Raw genomic sequence first — 13,028 nt, 5'->3', positions numbered from 1 at the left:
CCACCGGAAATGCGCCATGGCCATTCCATGCACAGGCAGCGCCCATGGGCGCTGCCTGTGCATGGAATGGGGCTTGCTGAGGATAGAGCCCCCGTCGGGCCACCTTCCGGGGGCTCCTGTTCTCGGCTCGCCCGATTCTCCGCTCATCGGGCCACGTCTCAGGGTGGGTGTCGCGATCACCTCGAAGGGAGTCGTTCGCGGCACTCGGCCTGGGTGCGAACCGTCCGTAGCGTCGATGAGGCAAGCAACCGGCATTCGAGGAGAGGATCAGCGATGTCCGACCTTCCAGCCCCCACCACGCCGTACCTGGAGCCCGAGGCCAAGGAGCTCGCCGACGCCACCGACCCGCACCCGCGGATCTACGAGGTGCCGCCCGAGGAGGGGCGCAAGATCCTCAGCGACCTGCAGAGCGGCGAAGGCGTCGAGCGACCGGACGTCGACGAGGAGTGGGTTGACGTCGACGCCGGCCAGTGGGGCACTGTCCGCACCCGCATCATCAAGCCCAAGGGCGCCACGGGCCCGCTGCCCGTGGTCTTCTACATCCACGGTGCCGGGTGGGTCTTCGGCGACGACAAGACGCACGACCGGCTCTTCCGCGAGCTCACCGTCGGGGCCGGTGCCGCCGGCGTCTTCCCGGTCTACGACTGGGCGCCCGAGAAGGGGTACCCCACGCAGGTCGAGCAGAATTACGCCGTCGGTCAGTGGCTGCGGGACAACGGCGCCGAGCATGGTCTCGACATCTCCCGCGTCGCGGTGGCCGGCGAGTCGGTCGGCGGATGCATGTCCGCGGTCTTCGCGCAGATGAACAAGGACCGCGGCGGGCTCGCGCTCAAGGCGCAGATCCTGCTCTACCCCGTGACCGGGCCGGACTTCGACACGCAGTCCTATCACCAGTTCGCGGAGCACTACTACCTCACCCGCGACGGGATGAAGTGGTTCTGGGACGCGTACACGACCGACGAGACCAAGCGCGAGGAGAAGTACGCCTCGCCGCTGCGGGCGACCCTTGAGGACCTTGAGGGGCTGCCGCCCGCCCTCGTCATCACGGCGGAGGCCGACGTCCTGCGGGACGGGGGCGAGCTGTACGCCAACAAGCTCCGTGAGGCCGGCGTCAAGGTGACGGCCGTCCGCATCAGCGGGACCGTCCACGACTTCATGCTGCTGGACAGTCTGCGGGACACCCCGGCCACCAACGTCGCGCGCCAGCTGTCCGTCGACGCGCTGCGAGAGGCGCTCCAGCAGCAGTGACCGCATCCATGAACATGGGCGGCAGACGCGACAGGGTCTGCCGCCCATCGCTGTGCCCACCACGGACTTTGAGAGGACATGATGAGCCCGACCGCGACAGGTCCGCACGTCGACGAGACCGGAGCGCGGGTCGTCGGCGAGGTCGGTCTGCTGGAGTACGCCGAGTGCCAGGTGTCGGCGATCCACGGCCTGAAGGACATCTTCCGTGTCGCCAGCGAGTTCGCCGTGGCGTCGGCCGACCCTCCGAGCGTGATCCGGGTCAGCACCTGGGCGGTGTCCGCCACCGACGACGGGCCGGTCATGGTGTGCACCTCGGACACTCATCCTGAGCTCGCGCACCGGCTCAGCCACGTCGTCATCCCGCCGAGCCTCGTCGTACCCGAGCTGATGGCATCGGCCGGCGAGTTCACCGATTGGCTCGTCGGCCTCCGGTCCGAGGGCACCACGCTCTGTGCCGTGTGCGCCGGCGTCTTCGTCCTCGCCGAGACGCACCTGCTCGGCTGCCGGGACGCCACGACCCACTGGGCGTTCGCCGAGGAGCTGGCGCGCCGATACCCGAAGGTTCGGGTGGACGCCTCACGCATGGTGATCGATGACGTCGACATCATGACGGCCGCGGGGATCCTGGCGTGGGTCGACCTGGGCCTCACCCTCGTGGACCGCATGCTCGGCCCCAGCGTCATGCTGCACACGGCACGCTTCGTCCTCGCCGACCCGCCGCGCCGGCGGCAGTCCCTCTACCGGGAGTTCACGCCCCGACTCCAGCACGGCGACACCGACATCCGTGAGGTGCAGGCCCGGCTGCACGCCTGCCTCCGCAAGCCCCACTCCGTCGAACACCTCGCACGGGCCGCGGCCATGCACCCGCGCACCTTCCAGCGGCGGTTCAAGGAGGCCACGGGCCTGACCGCGACGGAATACATCCAGGCGGCGCGCATCGCCAAGGCGCGCGAGCTGCTGGAGCTGACCAGCGAGCCGGTCGCCCAGATCTCCCGCAGCGTCGGCTACCTGGACGTGTCGAACTTCCGTCGGCTCTTCCAGCGTGCCACGGGCGTGACGCCGTCGGAGTACCGGCGCCGGTTCGGCATCGCGGCACGCGTCGATCGGCGGGAGTACTCGTCGGCGGGTCAGCCGGCGAGGATCCGCTCCACTCCCTCCCGATAGCTCGTGACCTGGAATTCGGGAAAACGGGCCGCGAATTTCGAGCTGTCGAAGATGTTGTCGTCGCGGTAGCGGACGAGCAGTTCGTACATCTCGTCGAGCGGCTTGACGAAGCGGCGCCCGAGGCCGAAGGCGAGCATCGGCAGCACCGTGTAGCTGAACTTGCGGCCGGTGACCTCGCCGGCGGTCTTGATGAGCTGGGCGTAGGACTGCCGGTCCGGGTCGATGGGCAGGTGCCACGTCTGGCCGTAGGCATCCGGCGTGTTGCCGAGCAGAGCGAGAGCGCGGCTCGCGTCGGGGGTCCAGATCAGGGACCGCTTGGCCTGGGCGTCGACCGGCACGAACGGCCGCTTGCCCGCCTTGATCCGGTCGAACACCAACGAGTTCGTGTAGCTCTTCGTCCGGCCGGGACCGTAGAACTCGGGCGCTCGGCCGATCAGGGCTTCAACCCGTCCGGCCCGCATGGCCTCAAGCAGCATGGTGGCGATCTGTCCGCGGACCCGTCCCTTGCGTCCGCCCGGCGCGAATGCTGTCGACTCGGTCTGAGGCGCCGGCGTTCCGGGATACATGTAGGTGTTGTCGAAGAAGACGAGCTTCGTGCCGTGTTCGGCGCAGGCGTCGATGACGTTGCGCATCATGACGGGGAACTGTCGCTCCCACAGCTGCGAGTCCAGGGGCAGGCCGACGGTGAGGTAGGCGATGTCGCTGCCCGCGACGGCGCGGCTGGTGGCCTCGGCGTCGGTGAGGTCTGCGGCCACGAGCTCGTCGGTGTCGTTCACCTTCGACGGCTTGCGGCTGACGAGGCGGATGTCCTTGGTGTGGTTGCGGTGGAGCTCGTTCACGAGCTCATCGGCGATCGGTCCGCCGGCGCCGAGGACGGTCTGCATGGGGTCTCCCTGGGGTGTGGATGGTGCGGGTGGTGGCCACAGCTCACCTGCGAGCAGCGTCGCACCGCCACGTGACGATGCGGTCGACCAACGTGGCCGGGGATGCGAACCCAGCCGATGTGGTCGTTGATCGAGCCTGGGGGGCACCTGGTTCCACCGGACGTCAGCTATGTTTACAGTGCTAACACAGCGTAGGAGGACGAAGTAAGCAATGTCAACATTGGAAAAGAGTGGCTACCATCACGGCGACCTGCGGGCGGCGCTGCTGTCGGCCGCGATGGAGATGCTGGAGAGCGGCGAGCCCTTCTCGCTGCGCGCCGTCGCACGCCGGGCCGGTGTGTCGCAGACCGCGCCGTATCGCCATTTCAAGGACCGCGACGCCCTGGAGTCCGCGCTCGCCGTCGAGGGCTTCCGGAACCTGCTGGCCGACCTGGGCGGCGGGCGCGATTTGCCCGCCGCACTCCCGGACCTGGCCGAGTTCGCCGTCACCTACGTCGACTTCGCGCTGCGGCGCCCGGCCCTGTTCCGCGTGATGTTCGGCAAGCCGTGCGACGACGCCGCCGACGAGCGGGTCAAGGCCGCGGACGCCCTGCACGAGCTGCTGGCCGACGCGCTCGACCGCGTCCTCCCCGACGCGGACGCCTCGGCCCTGGCCACGGCCGGCTGGGGGCTCGCCCACGGGCTGGCCTGCCTCTACCTCGACGGCAAGCTGCAGGCCGCGTCGAGCAAGGAGGTCGCCGACCGGGTGCGCAGCGCCTTCCTCGCCATCACGTCGGTCGGCCCCTGACGCGTGATGCTCGCCCGGCGCACACCTGGCGCCTTCCAGTGTTGACGGTGCTCACATGTCGTGCGATCCTCGGTGTTGACACCGCTTACATCGGAGGAGAGGGCTCATGGCATCGACCGGCAAGCTGACCGACCGGACCGTAGAGGTCGCTCTCGGAGGGCGTCTGATCACCGTCCCCGAAGGCGGCCTCTATGACCGGTTCCGCATGGACACCGACCTCGACGAGGTGGAGCGGGACCCGCGGGTCAGCAGTGTCGACTTCTTCCGCCGGATGCCCAAGAGCCGCGTGGACTCCCGCATCGGGCCCACGCTGACGCCGAACTTCTACTACCGCATCTCCACGACCCGGCTCACGATGCTCGCGCCGAGCAAGGCGATCCGGGCTCGTCTCCCTCAGGAGCTGGACCCGCTCGAATTTGCCCCGGGGCTCGGGATCGTCTCCGTGATGGCCTTCCGGTACGACGTGTGCGACATCGACTTCTACACCGAGGCCGCGGTAGGTATCGCCGTGAAGCCGGCGCGGCACGGTGGGCTGGGCCTGTTCGACCTGGTCGCCGGGCTCAAGAATGACTCCCTGCACTCCTATGTCCTCTCGCTCCCGGTCAACACCGAGATCGCGCAGGTGCGTGGCCACGACGGCTACGGGTTCCCCAAGTGGGTCACCGGGCTCGACGTCGACATCGACACCGCGCGCACCTCCGCCAGGGTCGCCAACGAGCGGGGCGGCCTTGACCTCGCTCTGTCGGCGCCCACCCCGAAGCAGACCGCGCGGCCCACCGGCGCACACGTCTCGACCCTGACCTCCTACACCACGATCGACGGCGCCTGGCACTCCACGACCAGCCAGATCAACATGCTCTCCTCGGGAACCACGCGGTTCCCCCGTGGCCTGGACCTGCGGCTCGGTGAGGGACGGATGAGCGACGACCTGCGCTCGCTGAAGCCGGTCCGGACGATCCAGCTGGACGTCACCACCGAGGGACAGCTGGCGCTGCACATGCCCGTGCCCACCTCCATCCAGGACCGGAGCTGAGGACGAGATGACCACCACGAACACCAGCCATCTCCAGGCCGGCCTCCCGACATCGCTGACGCCGGCCCGTCTCGCCCGCCTGGCCGCCCAGGTGGCCGCCGGTACTCGCGCCCAGCGGGTCACCACGACCTCCCCGTACACCGGCGCACCGCTCGCGGACCTGCCCATCTCCACCCCCGACGACGTCCAGGACGCCTTCGCCCGGGCACGCGCCGCGCAGGCCGGTTGGGCGGCCACCCCGGTGGCCGACCGCAAGCGCATCATGCTGCGCTTCCACGACCTCGTCCTCCAGCGGCAGGAGGAAGCCCTCGACCTGATGCAGGCCGAGAGCGGCAAGACCCGTCGCGACGCGTTCCTCGAGGTGAGCGACATCGCGATCACCGCCCGCTACTACGCGCGCAGCGCACGGCGGCTGCTCTCACCCAAGCGCCGCAAGGGCGCGATCCCGATGCTGACCCACACCACCGAGCTGCACCACCCCAAAGGCGTCGTCACCGTCATATCGCCCTGGAACTACCCGCTCAGCATGGCCGCCGGCGACGCCATCCCGGCCCTGATGGCGGGCAACGCCGTCGTCCAGAAGCCCGACACCCAGACCGCCCTGACCGCGCTGTGGGCACTGGCCCTGATGCGCGAGGCCGGCCTGCCACCCGACGTCTGGCAGATGGTGGTCGGCCGTGGCAGCTCCATCGGAGACGCGCTCATGGCCGGCGGGGACTACATGATGTTCACCGGCTCCACCGCCAGCGGGCGCCAGATCGCGCGCGACGCGGGTGAGCGGCTGATCGGCGCGTCCCTGGAGCTCGGCGGCAAGAACGCCATGGTCGTCCTCGCCGACGCCGACATCGAGAAGGCCGCCACCGGTGCGGTCGCCGCCTGCTTCCCCTCGGCCGGCCAGCTGTGCGTGTCCATCGAACGGCTCTACGTCGCCGATGAGATCCACGACGCGTTCGTCACCGCGTTCGCCGACCGTGCCCGGGCCATGCGCCTGGGTGCGGCCTACGACTTCTCGATGGACATGGGCTCGCTGACCACCCCCTCGCAGCTCGAGACCGTCAGCTCGCACGTCGACGACGCGGTATCGAAGGGCGCGACCGTACTGGCCGGAGGCAAAGCCCGGCCCGACCTCGGGCCCCTGTTCTACGAGCCGACGATCCTGACCGATGTGACCCCTGAGATGACGCTGTTCGACCACGAGACGTTCGGCCCCGTGGTGTCGGTCTACCGCTGCCGGTCGGCCGACGAGGCGGTGGCGATGGCCAACGCCACGCCGTATGGCCTCAACGCAAGCGTCTGGGGTTGCAACGGCACCGAGGCCCGCAAGATCGCGGCACGGCTGCACGCCGGCACCGTCAACGTCAACGAGGCGTTCGCCGCCGCCTGGGGAAGCATCGACGCACCCATGGGCGGCATGGGCGACTCGGGCCTCGGCCGCCGTCACGGCGCCGACGGGCTGATCAAGTACACCGAAGCCCAGACGGTCGCCCACCAGCGCCTCCAGGGCTTCACCCCGCCCAGCAGAGTCGAGCACGAGCAGTGGGCGCGGATCCTGACCCGGGCGTTCAAGACGCTGCGCGCCCTGGGCGTCCGCTGACCGACCACTGGCTCCCGCTACGACGGCCCGCCTCCACGCCATCCCGGTCCGCACGAGGGAAGATCAGCCATGACCAAGCGCGTACTCAACGTCGTCACCAACGTCGGCCACTACGACGACCCGTCCCACACCACCGGCCTGTGGCTCTCCGAGCTCACGCACGCCTGGCACATCTTCGAGGAGCACGGCTACGAGCAGACGCTCGTCAGCCCGGCCGGCGGCCCTGTGCCGCTCGAACCGCGTGCACTGAAATTCCCGAACTACGACAAGACCGCCAAGGCATGGCACGCCGACCCCGGAAAGATGGCCATGCTCGAGAACACGGCGAGCCCGGACCAGATCGACCCGTCCGCGTACGATGCGATCTTCTTCACCGGCGGTCACGCGGTGATGTACGACTTCCCCGACAGCGAGGGCCTGCAGCGCATCACCCGCGAGATCTACGAGCACGGCGGCATCGTCTCCTCGGTCTGCCACGGCTACTGCGGCCTGCTCAACACCCGGCTCTCCGACAGCTCCTACCTCATCGCCGGCCGCAAGATGACGGGATTCGCCTGGACCGAGGAGGTCCTCGCCCGCGTCGACAAACTGGTCCCCTACAACGCCGAGGAGAAGGCCAAGCAGCGCGGCGCACTCTACGAGAAGGCGGCACTGCCGTTCGTCTCCTACGTAGTGACCGACGGCAACCTGGTCACCGGCCAGAACCCGGGCTCGGCCAAGGCCACAGCAAAGAAGGTCGTCGAGGCCATCGAGGGCAACGCGTCGAAGAAGCGAGGGTAAGTCGAGACCCAGCCCTCCGGTGACGGAAGGTTCCCGGACGGATGTTGCCGAAGGACGCGCTCCATATCGGCGACGACAGAACGGCCGGGCGGTCAACCACCCGTCCGCGACCGTCGGCCTCGCCGGACCGCCAGCGCTCCCCCGGCAGACCGGTACCGCCACCAACCTGCCGGGGGCCTGAGACGGCGCCCCTGCGAAGTCCTCCGACGCAACCACGGTCAGCAACGGATTACCTGACTCACGCACAGACTCAGCGCGGGCCCGGTCGGCCTGCGCCCAGCGCAACGAAGCGGACGAGGAAATGACGCGGTCGTGAGACAGGCCGTCGGTGGCCTCAACTTGAGACTGAGGAGGAGCTGCTGGTCAACGAGACACCCAATGCCGCGAGCTGGGAGACCCTACACGCACAGTTGCTCCACCGTCGGCCTGTGGCCTGGACCGGCTTACTCGGCCAGCAGGAAGCTCCATGCATGGGCTCGGAGCACGAGGCGCGGCCAGGCTCGGCGGCCGCGGCACCCTCGCCGGGACCGGCCTCGCGGACGGCCTGGCCCAACTTGAAGTCGCCACATGGATCGCTGATCACGCCTGGGTGGCCCGCGCCGCGGGCCACCCAGACCATCGAGCTCTAGTCGTCGAGAAACACCTCGAAGATCTTCCGGACAGCCTCCCGGGCGGTACCCTCGGCGGCTCCCCGCGCGATGGAGTTCTTCAGCCCCGCACCCTCACTGCGGGCAGTGCCGGGCGGCGGGGCCGCCGGAAGCTCGCCGACCGGCCTCTCAGCGCTCTGGCCGCCGTCGGGACTGACGGGAGACTGGGCAGAGGAACCGCCACCAAGAAGGAACTTGATCCTGTTGAGCAGGGACATGTGTCTTCCCTCGATACGAACAGAGGGGTGCCAGAAGGCGCGCTACTCGAAGCCCTCCCAACGGGCGCGCGTCACCCTTCCCGCACCCAGGGCACGGGAAGTGGATCTCAACTGAAGCAAACAGCAAGCTGATCGGGGCCAGGTCGTCGAAGACGACCTCCCGGACCAGGCAGCCATCGATCCGACCGTTCGCCGGTCACCAGTATGGTCAGCGCGGCGATGAGCCGGACGGAGAATACGCCCACGAGCCGCACCAACAGGGTCTGAACCCGGTGGTGTTCACGCTTCGAGGGTGAGTGCATGACCCCATCATGCCGCATCCTTGACACTCACCGGCCCCCGGCTGCGGACACATCGTGGATGGCACAGCGAAGGCATTCGGTTTGTGACGCCTGCGTGGAGAGGTGGTTCGCCGATTCGGGGTATACCCATACTGCCGCGGTGCACAGCGGCAGCTGGCCCCGCCGATCCCGTATCCCCGTGACGGCGGGGCCAGCCCCGTCTCACCCTTGTGCGTGGGGCTCCGGCCGCGACGCATCCCGGTACGTGTTCTTCAACGCCCGGCCCGCTGGGCACATCTCGGGTGGTTCCTCGCAGGCCGTGCACGACATCACGTGATCGAGGAACGTACGGTAGGCGCCCAGTGAATCGCCCTGTGGCGCTTGTTTATGGTCAGACATGCTGTATCCCCGGTCTATCCCGCAGCATCTGCCGCATGCTGACAAGTATTCAGTACACGCCAGCAGAAGACCGGCCAGAATCGTGCATCTGGCTTGAACACGCCCCTTCGGCTTCACCGTCTGCGGCTGACAATGATCCACTCCGTACGCCTGCGAAACGAACTGCGCGAAGGCACGCGCAATCACCATGCCGCGGGACAGGGATCCGTCGGCAACGTCCCTGGACCAAACGGCCCCGCAACTGCTCGGCAAGGCACCCCCGACCAGTACTGACAGCCCTCCCCGCGTGATGACTTCGACGTGCAGGCTCTGGCCAACCGCCTGGTGGCCGGCAACTCCTACGACGGCGCCCCCGCGAGGGCGGTCCCCACTTCGCCCATCTCCCAGGGCAGCTCGGCGACCAGCAGCCCGGTGACGCCTACGCCCGGGCCACCACGGCAGCCCGGTACGGCAACAAGCCCGCCGAGGTCCGCGCCCAGACCGGCATGTTCGACTGCCGTCTCATCCACCGCCGTCCGTCCAGTGTGATCAAGATCCGCGTGCGCTGTCTGGGCAAACGGGCCGCTTAGACAGACGACAGCACACCCCTGGCCATGGCTCCTGGCAACTGATGGTCGGCCCGGGGACGGCCGTCTCCGGCTTACGGAGCCTCCTCGTTCACTGCCGTGCACTCACCTTCACCGTGGCCCACACCCGCTTGCCCCAGGGCCGCAGACCCGGCCCCAGAAGGTCATAGCCCCACCCGTCGGCGAGCCCGTCGACCAGGAGCAGCCCGCGTCCGCCGAAGTCGTCCGGTCGCGGCGTGCGCATCTGCGGCAGCCGGCGGGGGGCGCGGTCGACCACCGCCACGTACACCGCCCCGTCGGCGCGGCGGTCGATGAGGATGCGGACCAGAGGGCCATACACGTGGCGCACGGCGTTGGCGACGAGTTCGGACAACAGCAGTACTGTCGTCTCCTCGTCGTCCTCCAAGTGCCAGGCGGCCAGCGCATCGCGCACCAGGCGCCGGGCCTCCTCCGCCGTCGCCGGTCCCCGAGAGCGGGTCAGGTTGTATCCGGGGTGTCCCATCCCGCAGGGCCACGCTGCGGTCGTACCGGTCATCCTCAGACCTCAAAGTTGGTTCCTGTCTCAATCAAGACGGTACCGAGGGCCTGACGTTCAGGTGCCCGCTTTGGCCCACACCCCCCTAAAGGGGCGGGCCGTTGGCGAGTCCGACCTCAACGAGCCCATCTGTTCGGCCCACAAGTTGGCCTGGGAGAGCACGCCGGGCGGGGACACCTCAGCGCGGACAGGACCGGGGCGGCACTGGTGTGAACACCAGTCGGGGCCTGCGGCAGGACCGTGAAGCCTGCACACCGCCCCGCCTTCACCAAGACCCAGGTCGAAGCCAGCTCACCAGCGTGCCCGTGCCGCTTCCGATCAACCTGGCCTTCGCCCTACTCTCAGATCAGGCGAATCGGGCCCCGGCCCGAGCCGCAGGCTCCCAGCCCCCGAGCCGTGACGCCCTGACGGACTGCTAAGGCTGGCTGGAGTCGCATCGCCGACAACGCGACTCCAGCCTCAGCCCTCCAGGCGCAACGGCCAGCGGAGCAATTCCCGCGGCCTCACACCGCCCGGAGGGCACCTTGCGCGAGGTCCGATCGAGGGGGAGCCTCGGTCCCTCGCGCCCCCGGCCGTCGCCGCACCCGCGCGGGGGCGGCCAGCCAATCTCAGGCTCCCACTAGATACACGGCCTGTCCGCAAGCCCGACATATTCCCCGGCGGAATCTCACGGGCACGGCAACAGGCAACCCGGCGTGAAGGAATGGCCGCAGGCGTCCGGGAGCCGGGCGAACAGAGGAGAGCTCGACGGCCGGCCGTGAGCCGGTGGATCGCCACGAGACCGGCCACCGTTCAGTGCGCGGCGCCCCCCGTCAGGAGCGACAGCCCGGGCTTCCGGGCCACGATCCGCAGGAACCTGGGCCCGCAGGCCCTCGCGAGCCAGCTGCTGGGCCGAAGGCGGGAAGCCAAGCAATGGCACTGGCAGTCGAGTTGCTGGCTCCACACGTGCGGGCGCCTCGCCGGCCGTTAACACACCTGACCAGCACCCTTGTTACCATCCGATCCTTCTGATTTGCTCCATAACCCCCACATGGGGTACATTAGTGCATACGTTCGATTCAGGGCGTTCTTCGTGCACCCTTGGCGCATGCCGACCGTTGTGCAACTCATGGCCTTGTCCAGCCCACTTCTGGCGCTGCAGACGGTGCTCGCCGCCGTTGCGCTGGCCCACCGCGCCCCGGAGGTGAGGGCGCGCCGAGCGGCTCGTGGCAATACTCCGCCGGAGCTGGTGGCCCCTCGCCGGTGTGCTGGATGAACACCGAGCCAGCTGACCGCTCCCCCACGCACCCACACAAAGGGCCCCGGAATGAGGTGGATTCCGGGGCCCTTCAACTGTGTTGCGGGAGAGGGTCAGTTCTCGTCGGCGGAGTCGTCCGTACGGCGACGGCGGGCTGCGAAGAGGGTACTGCCGCCGGCGGCGATGAGGAGGCCGGCGCCGCCGATCAGCCACGGGGCGGCGTCGGCGCCGGTGCGCGCGAGCGAGCCGGCGGGAGCGGGCGCCGCGGTGCTCGGCGCGGTCTCGTCGTCGGTGGTCGGGGTACCCGAGGCGGACGGGGCTGAGACGTCCTCGTCCTTGCCGGGCTTGCTCGGAGAGGGCTTGCCGGTCGGCTTGTGGCTCGGCGTGTCGGTGGGCCTGGCGGTCGGCTTGTGCGTGGGCGGCGCGGTCGTGGCGGTCTTGGAGTTGGTGACGGTCACGGTCACCGGGGCGCCGGGGCCCGCGCTGAACGTCTTGGACGGCTTGTAGAGGTCGTAGCCGGCAGGGGCCTTGATCTCCTTGACCCAGAACTGCGCCTTCCGGCTCGATACCGGCAGTTCGCCAGAGGCCGTGCCCTTCGAGCCGGTGGTCAGGGTGAACAGCGTCGAGGTGCCGGTGCCGATGTTCACGGTCGCGCCGGGCAGGAGTTTGCCGGTCTTGCGCTCCTTGGCCCGCAGGAGGACCTTGGCGGCCTTGAAGGGGTCGGTGATCGTGAGCCGGGTGGTCGCGCCCGGGGTGACGATGACGTCCTGGTCGGCGACGACCTGGTGGAGCGGGCTGCCGGAAGCTGTCTGCTTGAGCCGGTAGACGCCCGGCTTAAGGTCGGGGAAGGCCAGCTTGCCCTGTGCGTCGGTCTTGCCGCGTCCGGCTTCCGTGCCCGCGGAGTCAAGCAGCAGGAAGGCGGCGCCGGGAAGTACGTCTCCGGCCGTGTCCTTTGCGGTGATCTCGACGCTGCCCGCGTCCGGGGCCGGCGTCTCGGCGGGGGCGGCAGGGGCCGAGGGGGTCGGTTCGGAGGGCTGGGCGCTCGCGGTCGGCGCCCAGGTGAGGGCGCCGGTCACCACACCGGCGATGGCGATGGAACGGACGAGACGTGCGTGCACGAGGAAGAGGACTCCTTGATCAGTAAGGGAAAGGTCAGCGGGTGCGGGCACCGTTGCGTGTGCTCGGCGGGACGGCCGCACTGAGTGGGGGGCGCGTGGCTGTGCGGCCGGGCGCGGACGCGGTCCAGGCGCCGGGGAACCAGACGGCGGTGTACTGCTCGATGGCGTCGCGCAGCCCGGTGGTGACGGCTCCGTCCCAGGGGGGCCGTCCAGGGCGGTGGTATTTGTCGAAGGTGCCGTACTGCTTGGTGTTCGGCCGGGTGTTGGCCGCTTCGTCGCGGCGGTGGAAGGTGGCGTGGTCCAGGAAGCTGAGCGCCACCGCGTCGATCTCGCCGCGTTCCGGGTGGACGATCGCCGCGCGCAGACCGCCGTAGGTGTCCGCGTGGATGGTGCGGGTGAAGTCGATGCGCAGTCGCAGCGGTGCGCCGGGGACGGGGGCGGCGAAGTAGGTGTTGCCGACGACGGTGTGGTCGGGGAAGGGGAGGCACAGTTCGGCGAAGAACTCGGGGGCCTGCAGGGACAAGAAGGGGTCTCCGG

General features: G+C 69.2%; 12 protein-coding genes. 6 read left to right on the top strand and 6 right to left on the bottom strand.

The annotated features are described in order from the left end of the window. The first annotated feature begins 273 nt into the window (after positions 1-273). Both ACWFRJ_RS39885 and ACWFRJ_RS39880 read left to right on the top strand, forming a co-directional pair. Positions 274-1,248: an alpha/beta hydrolase gene (locus ACWFRJ_RS39885; RefSeq protein ID WP_453542935.1), complete on the top strand. Its 975-nt coding sequence runs from the start codon at positions 274-276 to the stop codon at positions 1,246-1,248. 78 nt (positions 1,249-1,326) lie between these two features. Next, positions 1,327-2,412: a GlxA family transcriptional regulator gene (locus ACWFRJ_RS39880; protein ID WP_453542932.1), complete on the top strand. Its 1,086-nt coding sequence runs from the start codon at positions 1,327-1,329 to the stop codon at positions 2,410-2,412. Here the strand turns inward: ACWFRJ_RS39880 and ACWFRJ_RS39875 are convergent. Then, positions 2,376-3,296 carry an NAD-dependent epimerase/dehydratase family protein gene (locus ACWFRJ_RS39875; RefSeq protein WP_453542929.1) on the bottom strand — a complete coding sequence of 307 codons (921 nt, stop codon included), beginning with the start codon at positions 3,294-3,296 and terminating at the stop codon, positions 2,376-2,378. The two genes, ACWFRJ_RS39880 and ACWFRJ_RS39875, sit on opposite strands and share 37 nt — an antisense overlap. A 211-nt stretch (positions 3,297-3,507) precedes the next feature. Between ACWFRJ_RS39875 and ACWFRJ_RS39870 the strand changes: the two genes are divergently transcribed. The 4 genes from ACWFRJ_RS39870 to ACWFRJ_RS39855 all read left to right on the top strand — a co-directional run bounded on the left by ACWFRJ_RS39870 (position 3,508) and on the right by ACWFRJ_RS39855 (position 7,490). Continuing rightward, a complete protein-coding gene (locus ACWFRJ_RS39870) occupies positions 3,508-4,083 on the top strand; it encodes a TetR/AcrR family transcriptional regulator (protein WP_189765826.1) in 576 nt (191 codons plus the stop codon). Between the two features lie 106 nt (positions 4,084-4,189). Beyond that, positions 4,190-5,116 (top strand): acetoacetate decarboxylase family protein, encoded by a 927-nt coding sequence (locus ACWFRJ_RS39865; RefSeq protein WP_453542926.1) that lies wholly within the window; start codon positions 4,190-4,192, stop codon positions 5,114-5,116. A gap of 7 nt (positions 5,117-5,123) precedes the next feature. Then, the gene (locus tag ACWFRJ_RS39860) at positions 5,124-6,710 is read left to right on the top strand and encodes a succinic semialdehyde dehydrogenase (RefSeq protein WP_453542924.1); all 1,587 of its coding nucleotides are present in this window, start codon (positions 5,124-5,126) and stop codon (positions 6,708-6,710) included. Between the two features lie 69 nt (positions 6,711-6,779). Continuing rightward, positions 6,780-7,490 (top strand): type 1 glutamine amidotransferase domain-containing protein, encoded by a 711-nt coding sequence (locus tag ACWFRJ_RS39855; protein ID WP_453542921.1) that lies wholly within the window; start codon positions 6,780-6,782, stop codon positions 7,488-7,490. Between the two features lie 625 nt (positions 7,491-8,115). Here ACWFRJ_RS39855 and ACWFRJ_RS39850 read toward each other — a convergent pair. From ACWFRJ_RS39850 to ACWFRJ_RS39830, 5 genes are all read right to left on the bottom strand, one after another. Further along, positions 8,116-8,355 carry a hypothetical protein gene (locus tag ACWFRJ_RS39850; protein WP_453542918.1) on the bottom strand — a complete coding sequence of 80 codons (240 nt, stop codon included), beginning with the start codon at positions 8,353-8,355 and terminating at the stop codon, positions 8,116-8,118. A 1,018-nt stretch (positions 8,356-9,373) separates the two neighbouring features. Beyond that, a complete protein-coding gene (locus tag ACWFRJ_RS39845; protein ID WP_453542915.1) occupies positions 9,374-9,544 on the bottom strand; it encodes a hypothetical protein in 171 nt (56 codons plus the stop codon). Between the two features lie 148 nt (positions 9,545-9,692). Beyond that, on the bottom strand, positions 9,693-10,136 hold the full coding sequence (locus tag ACWFRJ_RS39840; protein ID WP_453542912.1) for an ATP-binding protein: 444 nt from the start codon (positions 10,134-10,136) through the stop codon (positions 9,693-9,695). Between the two features lie 1,350 nt (positions 10,137-11,486). Then, positions 11,487-12,491, bottom strand: a complete 1,005-nt coding sequence (locus ACWFRJ_RS39835) for a SpaA isopeptide-forming pilin-related protein (protein WP_453542909.1) — start codon at positions 12,489-12,491, stop codon at positions 11,487-11,489. A 34-nt stretch (positions 12,492-12,525) separates the two neighbouring features. After that, positions 12,526-13,014 carry a hypothetical protein gene (locus ACWFRJ_RS39830; RefSeq protein ID WP_453542906.1) on the bottom strand — a complete coding sequence of 163 codons (489 nt, stop codon included), beginning with the start codon at positions 13,012-13,014 and terminating at the stop codon, positions 12,526-12,528. Positions 13,015-13,028: the final 14 nt, after the last annotated feature.

The organism is Streptomyces sp. NPDC055239 (assembly GCF_053606205.1).
Note: the sequence above shows the minus strand (reverse complement) of the source record. Positions and strands in the feature narration are given on the sequence as shown.